Here is a 26,022-nt window from a genome sequence, read left to right as displayed (position 1 = left end):
ATGAAAGATAAACCATATTTGTCAATTATTTCTGCTGGACTATGTACCCCTGTGGGAACGGACCTATTTTCTGCTACCGCGGCTATTCGAGCGGGGCTAGACCATTTCCGGGAAACTCATTTTCGAGACACACTAAATCACCCAATCATTGGCTCTCTGTTATATGACTGCCAAATATGGGGACCTGCACGATTTATTGCTTTAATTAACGATGTCATTGAGCAATCACTAAAAACCATCACGGTAGATAAAGAACACATTGTAGTGTGTTTATTATTACCGGAAGAAGATAGGCCAGGAATGTTCCCTCAATGGCTTAAGATGATTTCAGAGACAGTCTTACAGCCTTTTCATACTAACTCGATAGCATTTAACCGAGGTAAAGCCGGGATCGGTGAAGCCCTGCCTTTTGTACAGGAAATATTGTCAACTCAAACAGCTGACGTGGCATTACTAATTGGGTGCGATAGCTATTTTAACGCAGAAACTATTCGCCATTATATGGACACACATCGGTTATTACACTCAGAAAACAGAGATGGTTTTATTCCTGGGGAAGGTTCAGCCTCAGTCGTCTTGACACTAGCAGACAATAGGCACAGTCATGTAAATATTCTTGGTTTTGATACTCAGCTAGAAGCGGCACATATTCTTCAAACTAAATTACCCTTAAGAGTAAAAAGTTTATCAGAGGCAATTGAGCATGCTTGCCAAGGCTCATATCTTTCATTAAGTGATACTCAATTTCACATTAGCGACGCTAATGGCGAATCTTTTTATTTTAAAGAAATATCGTTGGCAACAACTCGTACGTTAAAAGAAAAAGTTGCACATTATCCTCATTATTTAATTGCTAAAAGCCTAGGTGAAACAGGAGCAGCAAGCAGTGTGATGATGTTGGCAACCTTGTTTGAATGGATGAAACATCCAGAAGGACCCGGAGATAGCGGATTGGTGATATCTAGCGCAGATAGCGGGGAAAGAACGGCGATTATTTTACAATATCAAGAGGTTAAATAGATGGATACACGTGTCTATGTTAATGATCGAGAAGCATGCTCTAAGGCATCTGATGGCGTATCAACGGCCGCATTTCCAGACCCTTGCTGGTCTCCAGGGCCAAGTGTAGTTCCTTATCCAAATACGTCAAAAGCGGATGCGTTATCAAATGGCACCGCAACGGTGTTTATTCAAAATACCATGGTAGCCCAGGAAGATCGTTCATTTTTTTCTACTAGTACTGGCGATGAACCTGCCACTTATGGGTTAGCTAAAGGGGTGATGACGGGAGTAATCAAAGGTAAGGCTTATTTCCGTTCATGGTCATTGAATGTGAAATTTGAAGGATATGGCGTTGCCCGCCATCAAGATTTAATGACACACAACCATGGTTCTTTTCCGTCTAATACACCGACTTTTCCTTATGTTTCCCGCGGTGTTTTTGGGGGATTAAAAGCGTGTGATAAAGAAAATACGCAAGTTGAAAAACGTTGTGAGCCGGATAAAGATAATTCAGAGACACAGCAAACGCTCAAAAAAGAGAGCAAGCTCAGAAAAGCTTTAGCAAAAAAAAAGCAACGACAAAATAAAAAGAACAGCAAAAAATGGCATTGGACGGATGACCATTGTGCTGGGCTTGAAATAAAAGTATCAGGAAATACCCCTGAAGAAATGCAGGAAATGGCGAAAGAATACATGGATGATATGTCTGAGTCGATACAGACATTAAAGAGTGAGTTGGATTACGTTAATGCATTAAAAAGTAAGCTAACGGACATGGCTGAAAATGCAGCAATGAAAGCCTTGGGGAAAGTAGGGGCGAAAGCAGTTGCAAAACAAGCTGTGGGTAGTGCTGTTCCAGCGTGGGGAAATGCGGCAATGGCCATTTGGACATTGGGCGACCTTGCTTATTCTGGCTTTGAGATTAGTTCTATTAAATCAGCGGCTGAAGAAGGGCTTGAGCAAATCAAAGTGTTATCCGAAAAAGCCGAAGACATCAAGAAATTGATGAAAGAAGCGGAGAGTTATAAAAATCTGTCACCTGAAGAACAAATAAAAAGAGCCCAAAAGTTAGCCGAAGACACGCAAGAAATATTAGCCTCATTAAATGCATGCGCACGGGCAAGAAAATGCAATTTAGTGCCCTATTCTGTAAAAAATGCCATTAAGGGGGCTAGAGGGAGTAAAACGGAGCCGGCCAACAACGGCGGGTGTTGCAAAGGGCAAACGGGGCATCATTTAATTTATTCCAATATGATAAAAGACGCCTGTCCAAATTATGATGCGTCAATTGCCCCAACTGTTTGTGTCGAAGGAACTTCTTGGCATGGTGGAAGCCATGGGCGTATTCATACGGCGATGGATGATGAACTTAGCCGCTTAGTTAAAAATAATAAATTAGATAATAATACACTGAGTATGGATCAGGCGATTGATGCGGCGGTACGTTCCCACAAAAAAACATTTCCATATGCCAACTGTTCTAATCATTGCATAAGAGAACAACTTAAGGGCTACTACTTGCCGATGTGTAAGAATGCACGATTGCCTGCCAAAGACTCTCGAGGTAATCCAATAACAGTTGAAAAAGAGAGAGAAAGATAATGAGTTATGTTACCAAAGAACATTGGGCTAAATATATCAAAGGGTATATTTTTACTGGATGTGCAATCCGAGATAAAAATATCGTGTATTTTTGCTTACGCAAAGATGTTCCCTATGAAAAAGCCAGAAATCTCTGGAATAGTGAAATACCTTCACAGTTGTTATGTATTTATTTAGATACACCAGATGACCCGATTGATTATATTAGATTTGAGGGGTTTGATAGTCCTAAAGTGGGAGTTTGTTTCAAACCAAAAGAACAAGGGATGCTTGCTTCTAGAGGGGATGATGGGTTTGTAAAATCTATGGGTAGTGGTTCTAAGTTTCCCTTAGAAAAGGTCATGGAAGGTGATTTTGCAAATCCTAAAAATATCAAATGCATTGAAGGTTATGCCTATTATGTCGGCTCTGCACGTGAAATTTATAAACGTGTCGACATTGGTAAATGGGTGCGACTTCAAAAAGGTATTCCAGGTGGAGAAACAGATACCGATATGGGATTCACGGATCTTGATGGTTTTTCAGAGCAAGATATGTATGCCGTTGGCGGTGAAGGGGATGTCTGGCACTATGATGGTGAACAATGGATCCCCTGTGGCTTTCCCTCCAATGAACAATTAAGCGCAGTGCTGTGCGCCCCAGATGGTTATGTGTATATCGGTGGTGAAGGCGGCAGCCTATGGCGTGGCCGTCAATTCCAATGGGAAAAATTGTACCACGGGGGCTCGACGATTTTACTGAATCAACTGCGCTGGTTTGAAGATAAAGTCTGGGCTTGTGATGACTATCGTTTACAGTGTTGGGACGGCAATGAAATGGTACGCCCGATGGATGGTGATGAATCTGTTCTTCTGTCTGGCCATATGGATGTGCGTGACGGCATTTTAGTGGTAGCGGGTGATTATAGTGTAGACCTGTATGATGGAACGGTATGGCATAAGATTGTTAGGCCTTATAGTTAATAAAACATGTTTAGTAGATAAAAATATGTCAACAGTAATCTCTATTGATTTTCTAAATCCAACTCCGATTATTCGGCAGCATCTGAATAATGCGACGTTTTATTATAAAACGCTACATGAAAGCCGTTATTCTTCATTAATTAATGTAGAGCGATTTAATCACTTTAATGCACTATTAAACGCGAACCTTGACGGTTTATATCATGCCGGGCAGCTTGGTTTACATGAAGCATTGTCCGCATTAAAACGTTGGAAAGGTTATGAGGATGCCTTTATTTATGCTTCGCTTTTTAATGAGTTAGATAATGAGAAAGACGTTGATAATTTTTGGCGAACGATAAAAACATTAGGCTTTGATGCATTTATTGGTGCTATAGATGCTCTAGTTCGGGTGGAAATCACATCTAGAAATGCGCAATTAGCAATACTTAAAGATATTGATTTATTTATGTTTTATATCGCGCTATTGAAAATAAAAGCATATGATGCTGAGGTTATTCAATACGAAACGTTTTTACAGTATTTAAGTTCCCCATCAAAAGAGGTCAAAATAGCGCTATGTGACTATACGAAAAATATGGGACTAAATAGCGTATCTGAAGACCTATGGCAGTTCTTTAATCATGAAACAGACCTTACAATAAAATATGCCGCTATAGAGGCAATTAGTTGGCTTTCAGATGACTATAATCGTATTTATTCCGCATTAATTCAACTCATTCAGTTGTATTTAAATGAAAATAGCTTAAAAGGAAGTAAAGGTTTAATTCATTCACAAATAATAGAGAATATCGCTAGATTGATGGGTTATACATCTTCTATGCTTGATGGAGTTGTATTATCAGAACAAATACAATTACTGCCTGATTACTTAAAGATTGTTTATTATGCTAATTCCGGTAATACCGCTTATCTTCAAAATCTTATTGGTTATCTTGATGTCCCTGAATTATCGCGCTTAGCATTTAAAGGTATTTGTTTGATTACAGGCATTGATGTGAATTCACCTGAATTGACATTTGCCTCTGTAGAACAGGCCGAATTAGCGGTTGATAGCCGAGTTCGTTTTCTTTCATCAAGTGTTAATCAAGTTAATCAAGAAGCAGTAAAAAGGACAGTACTATCACTGAATTTTAAAGGGAAAGTACTTTTAGGTAAAACTATTTCTATTTCTCATTGTGAGGCGGTTATTCAAAATGGTTGTCAGCTTGAAAGACATATAGCAAATTGGCACTTATTTCATCTGAGTAATAAAATTAAATACAATAATATTTGTTACTTTAATCGAATAAATATAAGGAGTAGAGGTGATTAATTATCCAGATTTAAATAAAGATAATATTCGTTATCAATCAGTCTTTGGAAAAAAACTGGTGATAAGCTTTTGTGCTTCTTGGTGCCATAATTGTGAATCATGGAAAGACACTTTCACACTTTTGTCTGAAAGATTTGTTGATGATTGTTTTATTTGGATTGATATCGATGAATATCCTGAATTAGTGAGTGAAATTGATCTAGATGTAATTCCGGTGGTACTGATACAAAAGAAACAAAATATTCATTTTTTAGGTCCCATTAGGCCAGGACTAGACGCCATCATAAGTATCTTAAACTCAGATAAAGTGATGGATGTTGAGTTTGATCCTGGCGTAAGAGAGTATTTAAGTGCACCTGATTTCCAACAGAGAACACCGTATTAATATGGTTATCAGGATACCTTGCCTTACTGTAAATCAAACAATTTAATAAAAGTAACGATAGAATTAGAAGTCTGCCGAGGAAAAGGAAAATAAGATGCGCGATGAAGCTTTTGAATTATTTGTTGAAAAATTTGGAGAAGCCACTATATCTCGTTTTGTTTCTGAGGAAGAAATCGATAAGTGGCGAGGAAAGTTACCTGAATTACTCTTAACTTATTGGCACAATGAAGGATGGAGTAGTTATTATAATGGATTATTTACAATTGTAGATCCTGATGACTATGAGGATATTGTCGATGAGTGGTTGGAAAACACTTATTTAGAGGAAATTGATAGTTTTCATGCGATTGCCATTAATGGATTTGGGAATATCTATTTATGCGGTGAAAGAACTGGCCAGTGTGTAGTTATTAATACGGCATTTAATACTCTATTTGTACAAACTAAAGAATTGAAAAAACAGCATACTGAAAAAAGTTTAAACATTAGTATAGAGACTCTATTTGCATTTTTTAAGATAGATAGACATAGTAAAGAAGGTCTTTTTGAAAAAGCGGTAAAAAAACTTGGGCCTCTTGGTGATAATGAAATATTTGGTTTTGAACCTGCGATTATTTTAGGTGGGGAACTTGATATTAAACATATCCAAAAAGTCGATGCACGTATTCATTTGTCTATTTTAGCCCAATTGGCTGAACCAGAAATTAATGAAATTAATATTTAGATTCAAAGAGAAAATATAATGAGAGATCTTTACTTCGCATCAATAATCGATAGTCTTGGTGAAGCAACAACTTCTCGTTATGTTTCACCTGAATATATTGTGAGATGGAAAACTATTTTACCCGATAACTTACTTAATTGTTGGGTAAATGAAGGCTGGAGTCGTTATCAATATGGTCTTTTTTCTTTAGTTGAAAAATATGGGGGATTAAATGAAAATGAAATTTATTGCTTTGATCCCATTATCCAAAAACTAGAAACATTAAATTTTAATGCATCTAACAAAGTAAATGCTATTGATTATTTATTAGAATTAAGGAAAATAATTACACCTGTAATCAAGTTTATCTAAAATATCATTCTTATTTTCTATGATATATTTACTGAAATAATATAAATTAAATAATAGACTGAGTTCTTGTGATTGCGAGCTGAACAATGAGTTTGGGCAAGAATACCTTCGCCGCAGTGAGATGGGTTTTATGAATTCTAGCCATTAAACAGAGATAGGATTATTCGCCCGTTACAACAGCGAGTCACTGCAACCTTGAAACTTTAAAAGCAGGCAACGCTGCCTCATAGGTTCATGGGGTGGGGATGCAATTGAAGCGTTTTTGCGCCACACTTTTTATGCTCCCCTTTACTATATTGAGGTAGTCTTTGGGATACTTTAATTAGTTACTCATTAAGAGATAGTTAAATCATCGACTTATGTCCTTTTAGGGGGGATGGGGATAAATGCCACCTTGTTTTTTTCTCGTTATTCAGTGTCACCGACATCTCTAATAACATATTCGCGGATAGGCAAAATGGGAAAAAGTGATAGAGGTGAGTGGTAAATACAAAGGCTTCACCTTCGCTTTCATATTGAGCGTTATCAAGTAGTAGAGATAAAGATAAGCACCGGTAGGGTTTACCTTTTAAGATATGATCATATAAATGTGTTTTCAGCTCAATGAGCCCAGATAATAATCGCTCACATCTTCGTGTCACTTGCCTATCAGTATCTCGATAGAGAATATAATCAGCAATTAAGTGTTTTACGCTTTCTAATGACATTAGCATTGAGGCATTAGCACTGTAATGGGATAATAATTGCCAAAAATGGTGGTTATTAACGATGGGAGGATAGCAAGGTGACAATAATGTGATATTTCCTGTTTTAATTCCGTCAGGCATTTTTTCACTGTGTTGGTTTAATAAGCCAATTTCGTTTTTTTGGTTACGTTCAAAGCCTATATAAACACATGAAAAATGTAAGCTGGGCGGTGTTACCATAGGGGCGCCTTTATTATCAAAAAAGTTTAAATAATAAAGAGTATGCCCCGTAATATTTTTCTCCATCGTTAAGGAGTAAAAAAGGGTTTTATGGTATTGAGGCATAAGGCGTGAAGATGCCGTTAATTCTGTCGTAGGATAAAAATGACAATATATGCCTCTCTCTTGTTCATGTGGCTCAAGTGAAAGTTGAATTTCAAAGAGGTCAGCCAAGTAGTGATGGCTAGGGATAGGAAGCAAATAACTTGATTTATTTTCTTTAAAATCAATTAGCAAGGTGTGTTGTGCTTCGGTATCCATTGCCGGAGCACAGTTTAAATAAAAGCTATTTTCACATTCCTCTTGTGTCAAAGGAAGCTGTTGATTGAAATAGATGTTAACTGTAAAACGCCTTTCTTGCTCCCAATCTAACTCAGTGACAACTTGGGGAATATTGAGCTCAACAAAATGATGAACATGAGGTAAATAAAGGCCTTCCAATAATTGCTGTGGAGCGCTGAGTGATGCATTTTCTTGTGGGAAAATTTTATAGGGTTTTCCGATTTTGGGCTCGAAAGCGTAGTTAAGGGGATCTCCCTCATAGCGAATATGATTATGGATGACTTCAATTTTTTCAAAATATTGGCTAAATGCGAGTAGTAAGGTTTCTGATGTTTTTTTATTGGCTCCTAAAAAAACATCAAGTGAACTTGTTGAATGAAATTTAGTTTCACCTCGATACTGTAATTCAAGTGAAATACAAGAACGATTTGGGTGCTGAATCACTTTTCTAGCGAGAAGGCTATAGGGTGCTACGACGAATTCATGACAAAAACTAAAGCGAGCCCCATTATTACCTAAGACAAGATGGTCTTTATTTATCTCTACTGGAAAAGAAAGCAATTCACTTTGGTCAATTTGTACAATAGTCGTTGCTGGAAGCCCTTTTATAGCTTGGGAGTCTAGTCGTTGCAGTAGGGGCAATGTAATTTCAGGAAATGCATCGTCAATTTTATCCTGTAAACGCGCAGATAAAAAAGCAAACCCTTCTAATAGGTAGCTTGTCTGCGGATCTTGGGGATCTAATACGTCAGCTAAATGTGGCTTTTTATCTGCATATTCACTGTATAGCTTTTGTAAGTATTGCTTTTCTTTAATATATTTTATTTCACTCATGACTTAATCCAAAAGATGAATATGAGCTGGGTTTTAAACCTTTTTGCTCTGCTTGTTTTTGTAATTCATAGTAACGAGCTAATAATCCATTAATTTTATTATCAATATTGATGAGTGTGGCAGGGGGAACCGGCTGCCCATTTTTAATTTGTAGCGATAATTGACGGAGCTTTTCTTCAATAGGCTCCACTTTATTGTGCTGTTTTTGAATGTCATAGATGGCAGTTTTTAAATAGGATAATGTAAAACTACCTCGGTTTTTTTCTTGTTGAATAATTTTATTTGAAAGTTGCTGTAACAACATTGCTGTTTCAGACCAACTATCATTAATAGGCATATTTTCTAAACGCGCCTCATATTGGTTTTGCCAATTTCGGCTGAGGTAAGCCTGATCAGCATCCGCAGGCCAATAAGATTTTGCTTTTTCTTGCATGTTCTCGATCAGTTTCAAGTTAGCGAGAGGGGAACGCTTTTCGAGCAAAGCTAAATGATATTCATAGGTATTTATTTCGGGTTTAAATAACCATTTGGCAACAGCACCTTCAGGAATGGATGTTATAGCCTCCATTTCATGTTTAAAATAAAGATAGGCGCTAAATCCACTGACTAAAAAGAGTGCACTACTGAGCACACAACCCCATATAAAACCACGGGTAGCGCTCATTTTTTTAGTTGTTACTGTTAATGTTGATGCGGGCTCTGGGGGTTCAAAAATAAATGTTGGTGATGGTTGCTCTACCTGTTTAGCAGGTTGTTGGATATACACTAAAGGCGGGAGCGTGACAGATTCGGATGTATTCTGTTTTGCATATTCTTCCTGTTTTTCAAGTTGTTTGGCTAAATTTTGAAAGAACCATAACAAGTTTTCAATTTTAGGCAGTTTTTCCCACGTTGTTTTAGCCAGTTTATCAATGATTAATTGTAGCGCGCGTTCTGAGCGGTAAACCAAACGGAGGTCTTTTGTTTCATAGGTTTGCTGGCGGAGCAGGGCGCTAGCTTTTGTATTAAACCAGTTGAGTGCTTCTGTTCGTTGATTCGGTTTTTCAGGCCATAACGCATCCCAATGAGTAACAATAACACTCGCTAATAATTCACAGCCTTCAGTAAAGCCACTGAGTCCATGGCGTTGTAGTCGTGCAATTGTGTAATAAGCACCGCTTTGTAGGTCAATACCATGATTTTTAAAAAGAGACAAACAAAGTGATTCAATAAGCGTCCAACTGACCTCCGGACGTGCAGGATGACTTAACTTGTTAAATTCTGTTTTAAGAGCAATAAATTCAGGAGTATCTAAAGGGGAGCTCCCGATTTTAATGACTAAATGTTCTGATTTCATCTCGTTGAATATCCTATGCCCCCACATAAAGTGGAGGCAATCACATTAGTAAAGGGTTTCAGGTAAACGGAACTTTGTGAATAATCCTCCGAAGAAAGGATTATTAGACTCATCAACGAGTACTCGATAAGTCATATCACCGCTATCAATCGTGAAACGAATATCGAATGAATTGGATTTGATATTCATTAACTTCGCACTGTCGACTAAGCGCATTTGTGCCCACGGTCCTGAGAAACTAATTGAACGAGGCGATTTATCGCCGGAAAGCGGAACTAGAGTCAGTTTACTTTCAATATTTGAACGCATCGAGTTTGGCCAAACGAGATGCGTGACATGGCTGCGGCTATGGGCATAATCAATAAGCTGACCGTCAAGATTTAAGATACTACGGCGTTTATTGCCACTTAATGAAAGGGGTTCAACTGCAAATTGTGCTTCTAAATTACCTTGTGCATTAAAGAAGGTTTCTCTTATGCGATTTGCAGTTTCAATTTGCGCTAAAACATCAGAGCGGATCAGTGATTGACTATCCCTATTATCGACTAAGTTATTTTCAACAAATAAACGTAAGTTCTGTTGATAGAAGCTATCGAGTGTGCCATTAGGTTTAAAGAAGCGTTCGAACTCACTTAATGGAACATCTTGTTTTGAGTTTGGATTAAACGGATAGCGACCAGCAATATAGGTATTATATTGTTTTACAACATTTTCATTCCATTCAACTTCCATATGTCGAATAGCTTCTTTCTGGACAACATTCCAGGCTTGTTCTGCAAGTTCATCTACCCAACGATTGAGCGGTTCAGGCAATGTTTTAGCCATTTGTGATAGTTCAAATATGGCATCTTTATTATTATCATTGAGTCGCATGGAAACTGCTTTAAGTGCCGCTTTGCCCGGTACTGGAGAGTTTTGTATTCCCAACAAATATCGATGCAAATCATTCAATTTTTGATTGAGATTCTGTAAGTTTTCTCCTTGATTACTGACCAGTATTTCTGTTTGGGGTGTGAATTCTCTATCTAAACGTGTTAATAAACGGTAAGAAGGTTCTGCCATCAAGGCTTTTTGTTTCTCAATAGGTAAATTTTCATCAATGGATGGAATAACCGTATTATCACGCAAAACTTGTAAGGCACGACGTAAAGGCTGTTCTCCGCTGATGATTTGTTCAAGAGCGATAATTTCATCTTGGATTGAGTCAAATTCACGAATTTCTAAATTACTCATTCCGTTACGCCATTGAGCGATATAATCACTGATATATTGCTCACTGATTTGACGTTGAATTTCTTTACGGTCATTCTCACTATATTGGGTATTTGATGTGAGATTGAGCACCCAAGCATCAAGCAACGTGAGTTCAACTAATTTGTCATTTTGGCGAATAAAATAGTTTAATAATCCTGAACGTGTTAAAAACTGTGGGATTTCTAATTTATCCTCATCAATAGCGGTAAAAACAGTATTAAAACTTGGGCCTATCTGATATTGCAAATTTAAAGGCGCTGAAAGTTCTTGGTTGGCTTTTAGCCGTAATGCCTGGTACACACGTTGATAAAGCGATAACACACTGAGTTCTTTCTGGGCATTTTTAATGGGGGTCGCAAAAGGCGTGAAGGCCTTAATCGCAGTCATCAGACCGTTGTCTCTTTCCGTTTTCCAATCCGTGTGTTCAAGCGCATAACGTAAGTGTGCTTTTAATAGCATTTGTTTTTCACGTTGCCCAGTGAAGAGATGGCTCCAATAATTCGCCATAAAGTCTTCAACCATGCCATTATTGCGCCCTGTTTTATCTTCTAACATGCGCATAATGCGTAAAATTTCGAGTTTATCTTCACTGCCCTTATCTGCATTATTAAGTTCAATTAAAAGCCCTGACATAATTGCGGGTAAGAAACGTTCGGTCAGTAATTGCAGATAAACTTGCTCAACTTGTGGGCCGACTTTTTGGCCTTGATACAGCCCCATATCAGAAAACAGCGCATTTTTATCGCGGTGGTTCCCATAGGCAAGTGTCGCTTCACGCAATGGGTTGAGGACGGGAAGTTGTAAGCTACCATCAGTATCTTTTTGGACGTTATTATCTATCGTTCTAAAGGCTTTAACCTCATTAAGCACACTCTCACCGGCGCGGTAGTTTTTATCATAATAGTGATTCCAACCACTCCAAAGCGCAATTAAACCGGCAAAACTGGCCAGTGTTGTGACTAAGAGACGAGAACGGTGTTTTTTGACCCAATATTGATTTTCAGCTGCTAAATTGGGCTCACTGAAAAGGACTTGGTCAAATAAATTATGTGTAAAGTAAGGGGGGCTATCATTGATTGGCCAAGTTGTTAGTGGGGCTGTCGGTAAATGGTATTGCACGGATGCCGTTTGGCTAAAGACATCGTCTATTTGGCCAATCTGTAATGCAGAGGTGAGATAAACACCCCTTAAACAAATGTTATGTTGTTCGTTATTAATCAACAGTGCATTAATTAATGTTATAACGTGGCTCTGTAACCCTTCTATTTGACGTACAAAGCTGAATAAATCACTACGTTGATTACCTTCCGCTCGTTGTAGCATCATTTCAGGTAGTGCGCTATTCATTTGGTTAACCCACTGTAACCAGAAGTGCGTTAAACCCGTCTTCCAATCTTTTTGAGATTTAAGGTCGAAAGAAACACCCAATACTTGGTTACGTTGTTGTGCATCCAATGACTGGTACATTGAATCGAAACCACGTAATAAATCGAGCTTCGTTAATACGATATATAATGGTAGTTGACTATTAAAAGTCATTCTAATTTCTTCAATACGCATTTGCAGGTCGGCAATCAATTGGCTATTTTGCTCTTTCGTATTGGTGAGTAGGGATAAGGTATCTACTGTTAAAATAATCCCGTTCATGGGTTGTCTTGAGCGATTAGTCTTTATCCAATTAAGTAACTCTTCCCACAACCGATGATAGAGTTGAGGTTTCTCATTATGTTCATTTGGTTGAGTCAATAGCTTGCCGTTAGGAACAAAAAGAACGGCACTATCCGTTAACAAGCACTCGATATTTAAAGGCAGCTTTTGTTCATTAACGATATTGTCGCTTGGTGCGATATCCAATGGATTCAGCGTATTTTTTAATAAGCTATGTTTTCCGCTTTGGTTTGCACCTAAAACAAAATACCAAGGACGCAAATAAACAGCTTTAGAATGGCCATTTAGGTGACGAGTAAATTGAGATTTCCAATAGTCTAAATAACGATTTTGGAAGTCAATATCCTGCCTAACGGGGTCAACAACGGCTAACTCAACATCGAGTTTTAACGCTTCAAGTTTTTTTACTCGACGCCATGTAACTAAACCTATCCAACTGACGACAAGCAAAATAATAATTAGCGTAGCAAGCCAGCGTGAGGTGAGTGTACTAAATGGCATTGAGTCTTGATAAGTGAATGTTGGCCCCCACCACCAAATCCACACAATGACGAGCGCAGGGAGTAACGCTAATAAAAATAGGAAAAAGGAGGCAATTTTTGGCCTATCAGCAAAAAACAGTTTTTTTACCGAATTGGTTATGTTTGAAATGGAGAAAAACGGTAATTTCATTATTGTAGATCCCTATCCATAGTCATTGTTGTTTCTGGTATTTTGTCTGTTTTTTGAACGAGTTGTCTTACGAGGCTGGGTTCCCAATCCTCGAGTGAAAAGTGTAAAGTAGCGGTATAAAGTTGCTGATATAAGTGGGCCGCCATATAGCCCATTCCTGAGAGCTCGAATAGTTGCGCTGACAATAATTGCCCATAAAATTTATCTCTAGGCTCTATTGCAGTTACAAGGCTTGATTCAATGAGCTTCAATGCGGCTTCAAGCCCTTGTTGTTCATAGCACAGTAAAACGTCTTGCTGTAATAATGTGGTATTTGAATGAGATAATTGGCCACTCTCTGTTTGGCGACAATCTTCTAACCATTCTTTCACGCTGTCGGGGACGAAAGGGCTCATATCAGAAAAATGCAAATTGACGAGGTTTGGAATGCGAGCTAAAAAAAGACGTAACTCTTCTGCGATACCATTCGCGACTTCTGAATAACCCAGTTTAGCTGCTGCTTGTGCTGCGAGCATGTGGCCTTCTAGCCAATAAGGCGATAGTGATAAGCTTTGCTCTACATTATTTAATAGGGAGTTTGATGGTTGAGAAAGTTGGGCTTTGTAATCCATTATGCGATCCATCGAAACCGGCGCTAAGGGGGTTTTACCTTGACGATCGGCTTGGGGCAACATTGTAATGGAATGCCAGATAGCATAACGTCGTAAGCGATAACCAACTGAACTTTCAGGCATTTGTAAACAAATAACTTCTGAAACTTGGAGTAGCGTTTGCTTCCATTGTCTTTCGTCATGCTGATTTATATTGATTGCTGGCATGACAAAGCTATTTGCTGGTGGTTGTACAGTTTCAGTAATAGGCATTGCGGCTTCTTTTGGTGCTGAAGCTAACACTATGGGCTGTTCGCTTTCTTCAATTCGCTGATAACCTCGGCTCAATGCATCAATTTGTTCAGAAAGTTCGGGGCTCTGTTCATGCCAAAATTGAGCTAAATAGGCAAAAGATCCCAGGATATCATCACGCATTTTGCTATTAGCAGAACGGCAAAAAATATCGTTTACTGACTCGAAGCGTTTTATAATTTGGTTCGCTAAGCGTAGCTTGAGCTTAATATTCGTTGGATAGCAGACATGCCAATACTGGCGCGTAAAATCAGAAAGGATCTGCGCTGCTAAAACTAATTCTTTAGGTTCACCTGCATGCTGTAAGGTACGTAATAAGTGAACGATTAAGCGGAAATCCTTTGTCTGTGTTTCAAGCAACCGCAAACACCGACGTTGAATTTCTTTAACATCTAATTGGCTGTGACTGAGAGAGCCGAATTTTATCATTTCACTATCGATATACTCCCAGTCGGGGTCACTATCGTTCACAGCACTACACACCAGCTGTTCATCAAGATGGGCAAGTAACTGTTCTTTCCAAGAATAAGGGGTATTGTTTGTCATTATTTTTACCAGTGGCAAGCGGCTCTTAATGGTTTAATTTCTTGGGACATCCCTGAAATATTGAACGTTAGTTTTTCGTTATTAGTTAATTTTAAAGTCAATTTTTCGCCATTTAATAAACGCTTGATTTCATCTATGCCAGGTAAACCACGGCTTGATTCCAATACATAGCCATTTTCGCGTAAAAACCATTCTGCAGTGAATTGCGTTCTATCAGTCGAGACCATGACACTGCCTGCATCTTGTTTATTGGGTAAAATAATCTGCATACGGGTAATGTTGTCGATGCAGCTCAACATGAGAACAGGGCGCGGAGGTTGAAAACCAATGGCAGGGATAGTCATAATGACGGGGTAATCACCATTTTCAGGTACTGAGACTAAGAAACCCGCACTATTTTCGACACGTTTCATTTCGTGTTCATAAGCTTGGCGCCAAGTTTTCCCCATTTGAGCAATATTAGGTGAAGTATTTGCTGCAGGCGTCGAGGACAGCGCTATTTTGTCATAGCAATCTAAGCGAATAAGCTGAGAAGATTCTAGACGACACTGGGTGAGTTCTTCTGCGATCTTCTGGCTAATATTGCTTTCAGCTTTTCCAGACAAAGCGAAGAAAACTAGCATCAAAGAGCAAAAAAAGAGTTTCAGTATTTTCATTTTATACTCCGTACTTCTTCAATTTATATATCAGCGCACGCTTAGATATGTTGAGGTGTTCTGCCATTGCGTTGATATCTCCCTTTAGCTCTCGCCGCTTGTTTAATAAAATTTCTTTTTCATAGCTCTCTACAGCAGCCTCTAAATCATTAATATCTTTTGGGTTATTTGTTATTGGTTCCATACTTGTGATTGATGCCGTTAATATGTTTAAGGCCTCATTGAGGCTTACTTCCTTTTCTTTCTGCAACTGATTGAGATATTGCAAGTGCGAAATTTTTTGTTGCGTATTTGCCAATTCAAGAATGCGTTTTAATTGCTGATGAAAGAGCTCGCAATAAATAGGGAAAATGCCTTGCTCGAAATTTTCTAACTCTTTGGCCTGCCCTAAAAGAATAATGGCACCGCATGGTTTATGGTTCAGATCATGCAGTGGTAAGCTATACAGCCCAGTATTAACAGGAAGCTGCGAAATAAAATCACGTAATGACGCGTTATTAATGTAGCTACCTTGCTGTAAATTCTTCCAAAATGTGGGTTCACCCTTTAATACAAGTTGAATTAAAGGGTGATCGGCATCAGTAATATCAGTGTCTAAAAAATGGCTTTGAACTTGGAGTGAGTGGTCAATGTTCCAGCTTTCTAATCTATTTTCGGTTTTATTGACCAATGAAATAATTAGCCCGCTGAATACGCTACGCGAAAAACTATATGTCAAAAATTGAACGGCTAGCGCTTCTACGTCATGGCACTCAAGAAGAGCAAGTGCATTTTTTAGTCTTGCTTTCATTTTTCTTTGTTAACCTCCGCAATAAATTCATCATTTTCCGTTGTTAAACGAATATGGGAGATGGTTTCATTACGGGCACTGAATTGAAGGAGCAACAAAGAAAGAGGCGGTAATAAGGCACCGTCAATAATTGATTCTAAGATACGAGCACCATTTTCAGCGCGAGAAGCTCGACGTAAAATTTCATTAGGGACGCTATCTTCTAACTGGATTTTTGCATTAAAACGTTGTTTCAATAAGATCATAAGACGCGTCAGCTTACTATCAACAATTTGCCGTAAAATATCAGCCGAAAGAGGTAAATAAGGAACAATTTCCATGCGGGCCAGTAGGGCGGGTTTAAAAAATGTGGTGAGCTCAGGATAAAGTGCATCTTGCAGCTCATCAGGCTTGTCCGCATACGCGGTAATCACATGGTCACCTAAATTAGACGTTAGGAAGAATGCGATATTTTTACAATCAATGACTCGTCCTTCACCATCGGCTATCTCGCCTTTATCAAACGCTTGATAGAACAAATTTAGAACGTCTGGATGGGCTTTTTCGACTTCATCAAGTAGTACAACAGAATAAGGCTTCTGACGAATAGCTTCTGTTAATATCCCCCCCTCACCATAGCCGACATAACCTGGTGGCGAACCGATGAGACGAGATACCGTATGCTTTTCTTGAAACTCAGACATATTAATGGTCGTTAGGTATTGAGTTCCACCAAACATTAATTGTGCAATTTGGATCACGGTTTCTGTTTTACCGACACCACTTGGCCCTGCCAATAAAAATGCACCAAGAGGGCGACCTGGGCGGCGTAAATCAGCGCGTGCCGTTAACAAATGTTTATGTAAGCACTGTATTGCTAATGATTGCCCTTTAATGCTTTCTTCTAAATAGCTGGGAAGGTCTGTAACAATAGATAAAGCATCTTGCGATAATCGGTTTAATGGTACGCCTGTCCATTCTGCGATAACGGCTGCAATTTGTTTTTTATCGACGTGTGGCGAAACAAGCAAATGTGTTTCATGTAGTTGAGCGAGTTGCTGGTCTAATGTTTGTAATTCCTGTTTCAGCTCATCAACTTTGCAAGTTTCTTCAGATTGGGGCTCAGTATTCTCATCGTCTAATAACGTTGAGCGCAAAGTAATAATTTGCGAAACAAGCGCTTGTTGTTGTTCCCATGCTTGTTGTATATCGGAAGCTTTTTGCTCAATCTCATTTGCTTTTGATGCTAATTCCTCAAGGCGTTCTGAGTGATTATCCAAGCCAAGATGATGTTCTCTTTTTAATATCGCTGTCTCCATCTCTATTTGCTGGAGATCTGTTTTTAATGAAGAGAGCATTTTTGGCGGCGAAGATAAATTGATCGCTGCCCTTGCACATGCGGTGTCTAATACGTCAATGGCTTTATCAGGTAATTGACGTCCTGAAATATAACGTTCACTGAGTTCAGCACTGGCTCGAAGTGCTTCATCATCGATAAAAACATTGTGTGCTTTTTCATAAATAGCGCGTAAACCACGCATAATGATAATTGCGTCCGCAGATGTGGGCTCTTTAACTTGAACTAACTGAAAACGGCGGGCTAGCGCAGCATCTTTTTCGAAGTATTTTTTATACTCGCTCCAGGTGGTTGCGGCGATTGTTCTCAATTCACCGCGCGCTAATGCAGGTTTCAATAAATTGGAAACATCTAGGCCACCCTGTTGATTACCTGCACCAATCAATGTGTGCGCTTCATCAATGAATAGAATTATGGGGTGAGGAGATTGAGAAACTTCTTGCATGATGCCTTTAAAGCGTTTCTCAAATTCACCTTTAACCGCTGCACCGGCTTGCAATGCACCTAAATCTAAGGTTAGAAGTTCACATCCTCTTAATTTTTCAGGGATTTCACCGGCGATAATACGCAATGCGAGGCCTTCAATAAGCGCGCTTTTCCCAACGCCTGGTTCCCCAACGACGACAGGGTTATTTTTCCGACGGCGGCAAAGGATATCAATCATAAGGTCGATTTCATGATCGCGACATAAAACAGGGTCGAGCTCATTATTTCGAGCTTGTTCGGTCATGTTTTGCGTAAATTTTGCTAACAATGAGTCCGACGCGATTTTGCCGTTATTTTGAGGTGCTTGTTCGTCAAAAGGCGATTCAGCAGACCCTTCTGTCCACTTATCAAAACTGAGTTTTAATTGCTCTCGATTAACTTGCGAAAGCATGTCTGCAACCGGTTTTGGGAGGTAACGTAACGGCATTTGTAATAATGTGAGAAAGAGAACACCTGAGCGAAGTTCACTGTGGTTGAATTCTGTCGATGCAAGTAACCAGCTGTCTTTCATCCACTCTACCAATAAAGGAGAGAAGCTCGGATAGCTCTGTGTAATAGCTTGATGAGGTGGAATTTGAATATCTAATAATTCTGACAGCTTATTAATATCCAAAGTGCTCTTCTGGCTGATTAGGCGAATGTCAGTTAATGGCGTTTCAATGAGTTTCTGAAGAAACTGAGCAATCGTAATTTCAGGTTGTTGATGGCTTACACAGTAGGCTGCTGCGCTTTCTAACGCATGCTTAGCAATCGGGTGTAATCGGTTAACAAGTGTTGAGAGATCAATTTGGATCATAATGCGTCCTAGCCGAGTAAAGTATTAAGTTGTTCCACAATTCTGAGTGTTTGGTAATTCAGTTGGGATGAGTAAATCTGATAAATAATAAATGCTAATATTGCCGCACCAATGATGATGTAACGTACGCCTAACCGCTTACCTAAACGGTAGCGGCTCTGCTTGTTATCCCCTTTTTCAAACAGGATAATCGGTTTTGCATCGCCTTTAAGTTGTTGTATTTGTTTTTGTAAGCGTCTAAGCAAATGGTTGAATTCATCATTTTGCCCCGCAGATACTTTGTAACGACCTCGGTATCCAAGACAGAGACAAAGGTAGATAAACTCAATGAGGTCGAGGTAACGTTTGGGCTCACCTAATAATCTTTCAATTAAGATAAAGACCTTTTCGCCACCCCATGACTCATTATGAAAGTGGACAAGTAATGACTGTTTTACCCAGCCATTTTCTTGATCCCAGCCCAATCCAAGCGCTGTTTCATCAATGAAAGTGCACAAGACATAACGAAACGAAACAATGGCCCCAGGCTCGTAACCTTGTATTTGCAGTTGCTGTTCAATAGACGTGATGTCCATGACCACTTGCTGGTAAAGTTTCTCTGAAAGTGGCGTTTCAGACATCGCTTTCATTCGTAAAACCATACCTAAAAGTGGCGTTGCAGCATCGATCATTGGGTTAATGTTGTTACCCCTAAGTGGGATTTGGTAATTCTTCTGTGAAATACCGCTATCAACATCGTGATTAAGCAAAATATTATCAGTCATAGAGTGCTCCATCTCTTATTGCCCATAACTGAATATCTAAATCAGGGAAATTGCCAGAAACGTGGAAGGCGATATTGCCATCCTGCTGGATCCCCTTCCATTCATTACCTTGTTGATCAAAATGGAAGTAGTTATACCCAGAATGATAAGGTAATTGCCGTGGAGCAGTTGAAAGAGGGGATAAAGGGACCCCCGGTATTTGAACACTGACCAAGCTACGAATATTATTTACCGTGGTCACTTTAGTTTGCTGTGGGAACTGCCGGCGTAGTTGTTCCTGTGGCATCTGTGACTTAACTGCAATAATAAATTCCGCTTTTTGGAGCAGTTGTTTGTCATGAATAGTCGCCACTCGAATACCGTGTTCTTGGATTTGTAACGGAATAGGAATTGCACGCGGCGTCAAGACAACACTTAATGCTTCACGGATACTTTTTATTAATGGGAGAAAACTATCTGTTAAATCAAAGTGCTTATATTTTGCAATGGTATCGGGTAAGCGAGACGAATTCGTGAATGTTTGCAGCTCGCCACAAAGTTCCAATAAATCCCGAAAAAGCTTTTCAGGGTGAATGACTGGCTCTTGCGCATAATGTGAATAAAGTGGATAGGTACGGTTGAGTACTTGTAGCATCATAAATTCAGCGACATCCGCAACACCTTGCTGGCCAGGGGCACCAATTCGGGAGGCTATTTGTTTACCTCGTTCATACAAAGTGCCTTCAATCTCAGTAAGAAATTCATTGAGTAATAGCGATGCCCGAATATTCAGGAGGCTTGGAATATAATCGTTATCAAGCGTTAAGCTTCCGTTGGCATTACGTTCTCTAATACGGCATATGGGCAATGCCACGTAAGCGTCTAAGCCACTTTTACCTTGCTTGAGGATAGGGTTTAATCGTGCAACGTGGATAGTACTTAAATCACCATTTTCAGTATGTAAATCACGAACATTTTCTGTACTTTCACTATAACGTGAAAGTAAACGGCTCCCATTATGCTCATTTGAGATTTCACCAACGTTCCCATTAGCTAAAGGAAAGGCAAGGTAGATGACATTACTATCACTATCAGTAATGTTTTTTATATCAATTGGTTGTGGTGATAAATCTTGGTTTGGAATAGAGAAAATTGTGCCGTCTGGCATAACGCCAGAAGCTTCTTGAATACCAATACGACCTAACGAATATAAATCGTTACTTAACGATAACGTACTGAATCCCCAAAAATGAGAGATAAAGCTCTTTAAAATACTTTCAGTAACGTAATCTTGATGACGTTGCTGTTGCTGAAAATGTTGAGGTTTGATAAATAGCCCTTCACGCCAAATTACTCTATTTTTAGTCGACATATTAATCATCCTCTTCTTGTCTAAATTCGATTTCGTTTTCTCTAATGTGAGCTAAAATAAAGTAGTGTCGTCCTTTTCCTCGGGCTTTAACTATTTTTTTCCATTCCGCATTATCAGGGTCTGAATAATAGGCAATAATGCCGATATAACGATTAGATGCCTGTAGTGTCATCGTCGGGAAGGGCTTATATTGGCCCGGCAAGATAGTGTAATCTTGGTGGTCTATATAATTTTTCTTCAGAACTTTCTCTAAGTCCCCATCTTTAGCTTCTATCTGGTCATGATCTAAAGAGCCAAATAAAGAATCTTCATTAAGATAAACAATTTGGATATTTATCGGTGCAGCTTCATCTTCCTGATTAGGATTAATATAGGGTTCAGCGAGGATGGTTAAATCAACAGTGGATGGCTGATCTTTTGGATAGCCAACGGGAATCGACGGGTCCAATAGAATTTGCCCCACTTTTGACGCTGTCTGTAACGTTTTACTGCACCCACTCAAAATGAAAAATGAGGCAAATAACAGTAACACTGAGAAAGTTCTAAGCTGCATTTTAAGCTTCCTCTAGGCCTTTTCTTAATGCTCGGTCATAAGCATGGGAATAAACTTCATAGAATAATTTTTCAAAACCCTGCTGCCGCGATGAAGAAAGCTCTTTGTAATAGTTACTGTACATTTCCCATGCCCAGCCATCAGTCATTGGCGTGTTATCTGAAGCACGTCGGTATTGGGAAAAACGGTTTAATAAATGTTCTGGAGAAAAAGCCGCAAGCATTGTTGCTAAAGCTGTCGATATCGCTTCTTGATTTGCATGGTAATGTAACTGCATATTGTGCAGACTTTCAGTGACGGCGGAAGGTGCTGAAAGGTGAACAGGGCTACGTTCATCTGTAAACATCAATTTCATCGTATCTTCATAACTACTGTTTAGACGTAGCGGGTTATCTTCAATAGGGCGAAGTTGCTTATCCTGTAAACTCTCCTGCTGTTGCTGCAAAGCGAGTAAACCTTCAACAGCAGCTTTCATTGTTTTACCGAGTTCTATGAGAAAGTCATTAGCTTGTTGAGAGCTCGCTAAATTAAGATGGATACCTAAACCATTCATGAGAGGGTTAATGGCAACATGATCAATATCGGTCATGTGTTCATCTTCGAAAGGTGTAATTTTGGGTAAATCAATAAATTCTTGTACCATGGTATTCTCTTGATTATCTGATATCGCAAGGGCAGGTGAATAAGAGAGTGGGTCACTCAATAAAGAAGGTTCTGAGACGACGGATTGACTCTTAGAAATTAAACTGAGATTTTCATTTTCTAGCGCTTGTAAGGGATCTGTAGTGAGAGCACCTTGAACAGTTGGAACAAATGGGGACTCTTTGTTTTCATTATTTACCGTATCAATATCAAATAATGAATCTAAAGGATTATGATCTTTTGCAACAATAGATTGCGGTGTCGCTGCCATCATATTTTGTACAGGCTGCCCAGTTAAACTAATATTGGTTGTAATAACCAGTTTGCCCACTCTAATTTGATCTCCTTGGGCAAGCTTCACCGCATCAAGATGTAACGGTATAATCGCGTGATTAATGTAAACAGAGCCTGAGTTTACTTTTAAACAAAAATGCTGATCTTTCCAGAAAACAGTAAACTGGCTGGCAGAGATAGCACCATCACCGTCTTGAATTTTCCAGTCACATTGATTGCCACTACCAATTAGGCCGCCATGTTGGGTCAATGTTGCACTCGGTAGGTAACCACTTTCTAGTTGTTCACTATTCGTTATGCTAAATGAAATTGTTGGCTGATGTTTATCCATGTCTTTTATTCCAATACCGTAATGGTGACACTTGGCTTTTTAGCCGGTTTCCCTAAAAAGCTTTGCCAACCTAATTGGTTATGATTTTTTTTACCTAAACAGAAACCTTCAGCTTGATCTTCGGCAATACTAAGACGTAAATCCCAAGCTAATTGCTCATGAAAAATGTAAGAAACGAAGGCGACGAGAGGAGCGAAATCACTACCGTTAGGTAAAAAACGCATATAACGCTCTATAGTTAACTCACTGATTTCTATAGTGCATTTTCCGTTGCAATCATGTATATGAGATCCAAGACTAAAATTTTCACCTAATAACATTCGAGGGCGAGATTTTTGTCCGGGTTGATGAGAAATAATACCTAACTTATTTTGTTGTGATTCTGGGATAGGAACACGGCGCGTTTCCCAACCAATAACCGATACATTTTCTAAGTCAAAACAATGGGATATTAGACTGCTAATGACATCTGCTGAACGGCTCGGACTCGCTAAAAGCCCTGCATAAGCGAGCATTTTGCTGTGATTGATTTTAATCCGTCCGCGATTAACTCCATTTCCTAAACCAACAAGAGAAAACATATATTGGGAGAAGGAATCTTGGCCTTTATTCTCAAAACAGATGTAGTAGCGATATTTTCGCCAGATACGATAGAGCAATGAGAGCAATCGATGATTAAAGATATTTAAAAAATCAGAAATCCCTGGGATTTGCTGTGCATCTTCCCAAGCAAATTCATCAAGGTAATAACCAGGAAGTGGTGACTGGCTTCCTTGTAGCCCGAGAAAAGCAACTTCTAGCTCATATTGATGAGTGGCATTTTTTTCAAAAGACACGACATCTCTCGTTGGGAACGCAACATTAGAGTGTGATTTAAAGCGAATAATATCGCTACTATCACGAGTGATATCCATGTCTTGATGAATCATTTTATTTAATAATTCAACAAGTTGATAAAAATTATACTCTGTAACCGATGGGCCAGCTTGTTCCAGCCAGCGATCGATTATTTCAGTATGTGCTGGTTGATTTGTGCTGGCCACTGATAAATTTCCTTATTATCAAGGTTAAGAACCTCTAACTCATGGAACATATTAATGCTGGTATACAAGGTAAAAAATTGAGCAATAACAGTGCAAAACAAGAACAAGCTTCCCTCAGAAAGAAAAGCGTTCTGACGTACTACCAAGGTTGTTTTTAAACCACGAACTGGCAGCCCTTTGTAGATACGTTCGATATGCTCTGAATGTAAATCAACTAATGCATCTAAACGCTTTTGGGATTGCCTTGCGGTCTGCTTGTCATAAACTGAAGGTAAATCATAAAGTTGTAATATTTTTTTTAATGAATCTAGGTTCAGTAAAGATTGATAATTTAGGGATAAATTAGTTAGTTCTGACCAATACAACGTTTTATCGAGCAGTGGGTATAAGGGAACTGTTGGTTTGAATAAATTTTTAGCTGATAAAGGCCCATAAGGCATAAATGAACGGTCTAAATCAATTGAGCGTGTAGATAACTGGGATGCGATATAGCGATTAGTACAATTGAGCGAAATCGAAACCGTTTCTTCGCATTGTTGTAATTGGTGTTCGTGTTGACGAACAAAAGAAAGCCGATGGGCGTAACCATAGGTACGCTCTTTTTGAGTTATTTTTAAACGATAATATCCATCATTTTGCTCGTGATGGTTTTGATGATAAAAACTTTCAAATGCGGTATAGGTGACCGGGTAAGCTTTAGCTTCAGATGGATAGCGTAATCCATAAACTTCATTAACGGAAAAAATATCAAAACAGTGGGCGTATTGGTAATTAGGGCTTAATACATATTCCTCATCTTTTCCTGTGAGATTGATTGCTTCACTGTCAGCACGGAATAAATTCACTATGGGAGTGCAATTCAGTTTAATACTATCGTTATGAAGAATAACCCCATCGGGGATTTCTTTATCAAAATTAATAACAAGTTTGAATTGCTTGGTTTGGATAGCTAAGGGAATGTCATCCATTCCTTGAATATCCAAAAATAGAAAGGCTTCAGGAAAACAGAAAAACTCTTGTAAGATGCGGTAGCCATCATAACTATTTTTTGGGTAAGGGAGTAATGCATCCTGTTTTTGAAAACCGACAGGTTTCACTGCAAACTGGTTAAGTGGCAATACATGCTCATCTGTGACTAGTGAGGCATTCTGTATATGCTGACTTAATAAAAAATAAAGCTGATTTGTTGTAAATGGAGAACCATTTAAATAAAAACATAATTTATTTAAACCAATGTTTGCGAGAGGTTGTATTCCATCCAATTCAAATGTTATTTCAATGGCGGTTGTTCTTTGTAAAGTTTGCGTAATTTTCGCTGGTATTAACCAGAGATCACGACTTTGGCTAAATCGACATTGAAATAAAGTTTCTTGGTTGGTATTTTCATTTTGTACATAAATAGGTGTTGCATTAAAGAGTTGGCCTGCTGAAATTTTTATCGCGTGGTGGCATTCAGAATAATTAGGCTGGTATTCAACAATTGTCATACTAGGCACAGGACGTGCGTAATTTGGCCATAGCATATTTGCTAAGCTATTGGTTAATTCAGGGAATTGCCTATCGATTTGCTGCCGTAAATTACCCGATAAATATGATAATCCGTCGATAATACGGGCACTATCAGGATCTTGAATTTTATTGGATAACAGATTAACAAGCTGCGGTTTTTCTTGCGCAACTTGTTCTGCCAAATCCTTTAAGTATTCTGATTCATTCGTAAAATAGTTTTTTGATGACATAAGAGTGCTACTTTAACTGATATCTACGATTACTATCCAAATACATATTAAACTCAATGAGTTGCTGTTGATTATCTAAGTCAATACAAGCATTAATACTGAATTGTAAAGATAAACTATCTGCATCATTTTCAATGAATTGCACATCAACACTTGTGATCCTAGGTTCATAAGTGAGGATACAACTTGCAATGCTATTCTCTAATTCGGTTTTAAAATCAACCGCAGATTGAGTCGCATCATTTAAATCAGGTATCCCTAGACATGGTGAGCCTTGGCAACCATTCGGCCGACTATTCAGGACATAATTTAAATTTTGTTTAATTGATTCAATGAGTGTATTTGTGCGTGAACGAGAGGAAAAACTCGCATTTTTCCTCTTAATTCGATCGAATAAGCTGGCTCCGCTGTTAGGGGACCAGCCATGATTGAATGACATCA

The 26,022-nt window shown here is 38.8% G+C and carries 21 protein-coding genes; 7 read left to right on the top strand and 14 right to left on the bottom strand.

Going from position 1 to position 26,022, the window contains the following annotated elements; genetic code table 11:
* From PZ638_RS13835 to PZ638_RS13805, 7 genes are all read left to right on the top strand, one after another.
* On the top strand, positions 1–1,020 hold the full coding sequence (locus PZ638_RS13835; protein WP_180312032.1) for a 3-oxoacyl-ACP synthase: 1,020 nt from the start codon (positions 1–3) through the stop codon (positions 1,018–1,020).
* Complete coding sequence (locus PZ638_RS13830) at positions 1,021–2,604, top strand: PAAR-like domain-containing protein (protein WP_140170760.1); 1,584 nt, start codon at positions 1,021–1,023, stop codon at positions 2,602–2,604.
* On the top strand, positions 2,604–3,566 hold the full coding sequence (locus tag PZ638_RS13825) for a beta propeller repeat protein (RefSeq protein WP_094960741.1): 963 nt from the start codon (positions 2,604–2,606) through the stop codon (positions 3,564–3,566). Before PZ638_RS13830 ends, PZ638_RS13825 begins: the two co-directional genes overlap by 1 nt.
* A gap of 25 nt (positions 3,567–3,591) precedes the next feature.
* Complete coding sequence (locus PZ638_RS13820) at positions 3,592–4,881, top strand: hypothetical protein (protein ID WP_094960770.1); 1,290 nt, start codon at positions 3,592–3,594, stop codon at positions 4,879–4,881.
* On the top strand, positions 4,874–5,266 hold the full coding sequence (locus PZ638_RS13815) for a thioredoxin family protein (protein WP_180312031.1): 393 nt from the start codon (positions 4,874–4,876) through the stop codon (positions 5,264–5,266). Before PZ638_RS13820 ends, PZ638_RS13815 begins: the two co-directional genes overlap by 8 nt.
* Before the next feature lie 94 nt (positions 5,267–5,360).
* Positions 5,361–5,990: a GAD-like domain-containing protein gene (locus tag PZ638_RS13810; RefSeq protein WP_180312030.1), complete on the top strand. Its 630-nt coding sequence runs from the start codon at positions 5,361–5,363 to the stop codon at positions 5,988–5,990.
* An 18-nt stretch (positions 5,991–6,008) separates the two neighbouring features.
* On the top strand, positions 6,009–6,341 hold the full coding sequence (locus PZ638_RS13805; RefSeq protein ID WP_094960744.1) for a GAD-like domain-containing protein: 333 nt from the start codon (positions 6,009–6,011) through the stop codon (positions 6,339–6,341).
* Positions 6,342–6,685: 344 nt separating this feature from the next.
* Here PZ638_RS13805 and PZ638_RS13800 read toward each other — a convergent pair whose 3' ends face one another.
* The 14 genes from PZ638_RS13800 to tssE are packed head-to-tail and all read right to left on the bottom strand — an operon-like array spanning position 6,686 to position 26,020.
* Positions 6,686–8,422: a type VI secretion system baseplate subunit TssF gene (locus PZ638_RS13800; RefSeq protein ID WP_004256025.1), complete on the bottom strand. Its 1,737-nt coding sequence runs from the start codon at positions 8,420–8,422 to the stop codon at positions 6,686–6,688.
* Positions 8,415–9,758, bottom strand: a complete 1,344-nt coding sequence (locus PZ638_RS13795) for a VasL domain-containing protein (RefSeq protein ID WP_242439566.1) — start codon at positions 9,756–9,758, stop codon at positions 8,415–8,417. Before PZ638_RS13795 ends, PZ638_RS13800 begins: the two co-directional genes overlap by 8 nt.
* A gap of 45 nt (positions 9,759–9,803) precedes the next feature.
* Positions 9,804–13,352, bottom strand: a complete 3,549-nt coding sequence (gene tssM, locus PZ638_RS13790) for a type VI secretion system membrane subunit TssM (protein WP_272674305.1) — start codon at positions 13,350–13,352, stop codon at positions 9,804–9,806.
* The gene (gene tssA, locus PZ638_RS13785) at positions 13,352–14,800 is read right to left on the bottom strand and encodes a type VI secretion system protein TssA (protein WP_144140134.1); all 1,449 of its coding nucleotides are present in this window, start codon (positions 14,798–14,800) and stop codon (positions 13,352–13,354) included. The genes tssM and tssA overlap by 1 nt, the downstream gene beginning before the upstream one ends.
* 5 nt (positions 14,801–14,805) lie before the next feature.
* Positions 14,806–15,456 carry a type VI secretion system-associated protein VasI gene (gene vasI, locus PZ638_RS13780; RefSeq protein ID WP_004256010.1) on the bottom strand — a complete coding sequence of 217 codons (651 nt, stop codon included), beginning with the start codon at positions 15,454–15,456 and terminating at the stop codon, positions 14,806–14,808.
* Between the two features lies 1 nt (position 15,457).
* Positions 15,458–16,246, bottom strand: coding sequence for a helix-turn-helix domain-containing protein (locus PZ638_RS13775; RefSeq protein WP_004908041.1), 789 nt, complete (start codon positions 16,244–16,246; stop codon positions 15,458–15,460).
* Entirely contained in the window at positions 16,243–18,864 is a 2,622-nt protein-coding gene (tssH, locus tag PZ638_RS13770) for a type VI secretion system ATPase TssH (protein WP_094960748.1), read from the bottom strand. The genes PZ638_RS13775 and tssH overlap by 4 nt, the downstream gene beginning before the upstream one ends.
* An 8-nt stretch (positions 18,865–18,872) precedes the next feature.
* On the bottom strand, positions 18,873–19,628 hold the full coding sequence (gene icmH, locus PZ638_RS13765; protein ID WP_004256004.1) for a type IVB secretion system protein IcmH/DotU: 756 nt from the start codon (positions 19,626–19,628) through the stop codon (positions 18,873–18,875).
* Positions 19,621–20,979 carry a type VI secretion system baseplate subunit TssK gene (tssK, locus tag PZ638_RS13760; RefSeq protein WP_004908045.1) on the bottom strand — a complete coding sequence of 453 codons (1,359 nt, stop codon included), beginning with the start codon at positions 20,977–20,979 and terminating at the stop codon, positions 19,621–19,623. Before tssK ends, icmH begins: the two co-directional genes overlap by 8 nt.
* Before the next feature lies 1 nt (position 20,980).
* Complete coding sequence (tssJ, locus tag PZ638_RS13755; RefSeq protein ID WP_004908047.1) at positions 20,981–21,532, bottom strand: type VI secretion system lipoprotein TssJ; 552 nt, start codon at positions 21,530–21,532, stop codon at positions 20,981–20,983.
* A 1-nt stretch (position 21,533) separates the two neighbouring features.
* Positions 21,534–22,799 carry a type VI secretion system-associated FHA domain protein TagH gene (tagH, locus tag PZ638_RS13750; protein WP_004908049.1) on the bottom strand — a complete coding sequence of 422 codons (1,266 nt, stop codon included), beginning with the start codon at positions 22,797–22,799 and terminating at the stop codon, positions 21,534–21,536.
* 5 nt (positions 22,800–22,804) lie between these two features.
* On the bottom strand, positions 22,805–23,842 hold the full coding sequence (tssG, locus tag PZ638_RS13745) for a type VI secretion system baseplate subunit TssG (RefSeq protein WP_110591490.1): 1,038 nt from the start codon (positions 23,840–23,842) through the stop codon (positions 22,805–22,807).
* Positions 23,806–25,581, bottom strand: coding sequence for a type VI secretion system baseplate subunit TssF (tssF, locus tag PZ638_RS13740; protein WP_004255992.1), 1,776 nt, complete (start codon positions 25,579–25,581; stop codon positions 23,806–23,808). The genes tssG and tssF overlap by 37 nt, the downstream gene beginning before the upstream one ends.
* A gap of 7 nt (positions 25,582–25,588) precedes the next feature.
* Entirely contained in the window at positions 25,589–26,020 is a 432-nt protein-coding gene (gene tssE / locus PZ638_RS13735) for a type VI secretion system baseplate subunit TssE (RefSeq protein WP_094960750.1), read from the bottom strand.
* Positions 26,021–26,022 lie beyond the last annotated feature (2 nt).

It is taken from the genome of Providencia hangzhouensis, from assembly GCF_029193595.2.
Lineage (GTDB): Bacteria > Pseudomonadota > Gammaproteobacteria > Enterobacterales > Enterobacteriaceae > Providencia > Providencia hangzhouensis.
Note: the sequence above shows the minus strand (reverse complement) of the source record. Positions and strands in the feature narration are given on the sequence as shown.

Coding starts and splice junctions, on each gene's coding strand:
- tssF (WP_004255992.1), bottom strand. CDS start 25,581: ATGTCATCAAAAAACTATTTTACGAATGAATCAGAATACTTAAAGGAT.
- PZ638_RS13775 (WP_004908041.1), bottom strand. CDS start 16,246: ATGAAAGCAAGACTAAAAAATGCACTTGCTCTTCTTGAGTGCCATGAC.
- tssK (WP_004908045.1), bottom strand. CDS start 20,979: ATGTCGACTAAAAATAGAGTAATTTGGCGTGAAGGGCTATTTATCAAA.
- PZ638_RS13820 (WP_094960770.1), top strand. CDS start 3,592: ATGTCAACAGTAATCTCTATTGATTTTCTAAATCCAACTCCGATTATT.
- tssJ (WP_004908047.1), bottom strand. CDS start 21,532: ATGCAGCTTAGAACTTTCTCAGTGTTACTGTTATTTGCCTCATTTTTC.
- PZ638_RS13805 (WP_094960744.1), top strand. CDS start 6,009: ATGAGAGATCTTTACTTCGCATCAATAATCGATAGTCTTGGTGAAGCA.
- vasI (WP_004256010.1), bottom strand. CDS start 15,456: ATGAAAATACTGAAACTCTTTTTTTGCTCTTTGATGCTAGTTTTCTTC.
- tssH (WP_094960748.1), bottom strand. CDS start 18,864: ATGATCCAAATTGATCTCTCAACACTTGTTAACCGATTACACCCGATT.
- PZ638_RS13800 (WP_004256025.1), bottom strand. CDS start 8,422: ATGAGTGAAATAAAATATATTAAAGAAAAGCAATACTTACAAAAGCTA.
- tssE (WP_094960750.1), bottom strand. CDS start 26,020: ATGTCATTCAATCATGGCTGGTCCCCTAACAGCGGAGCCAGCTTATTC.
- PZ638_RS13810 (WP_180312030.1), top strand. CDS start 5,361: ATGCGCGATGAAGCTTTTGAATTATTTGTTGAAAAATTTGGAGAAGCC.
- PZ638_RS13835 (WP_180312032.1), top strand. CDS start 1: ATGAAAGATAAACCATATTTGTCAATTATTTCTGCTGGACTATGTACC.
- PZ638_RS13825 (WP_094960741.1), top strand. CDS start 2,604: ATGAGTTATGTTACCAAAGAACATTGGGCTAAATATATCAAAGGGTAT.
- PZ638_RS13830 (WP_140170760.1), top strand. CDS start 1,021: ATGGATACACGTGTCTATGTTAATGATCGAGAAGCATGCTCTAAGGCA.
- tssM (WP_272674305.1), bottom strand. CDS start 13,352: ATGAAATTACCGTTTTTCTCCATTTCAAACATAACCAATTCGGTAAAA.
- icmH (WP_004256004.1), bottom strand. CDS start 19,628: ATGACTGATAATATTTTGCTTAATCACGATGTTGATAGCGGTATTTCA.
- tssA (WP_144140134.1), bottom strand. CDS start 14,800: ATGACAAACAATACCCCTTATTCTTGGAAAGAACAGTTACTTGCCCAT.
- PZ638_RS13795 (WP_242439566.1), bottom strand. CDS start 9,758: ATGAAATCAGAACATTTAGTCATTAAAATCGGGAGCTCCCCTTTAGAT.
- tagH (WP_004908049.1), bottom strand. CDS start 22,799: ATGGATAAACATCAGCCAACAATTTCATTTAGCATAACGAATAGTGAA.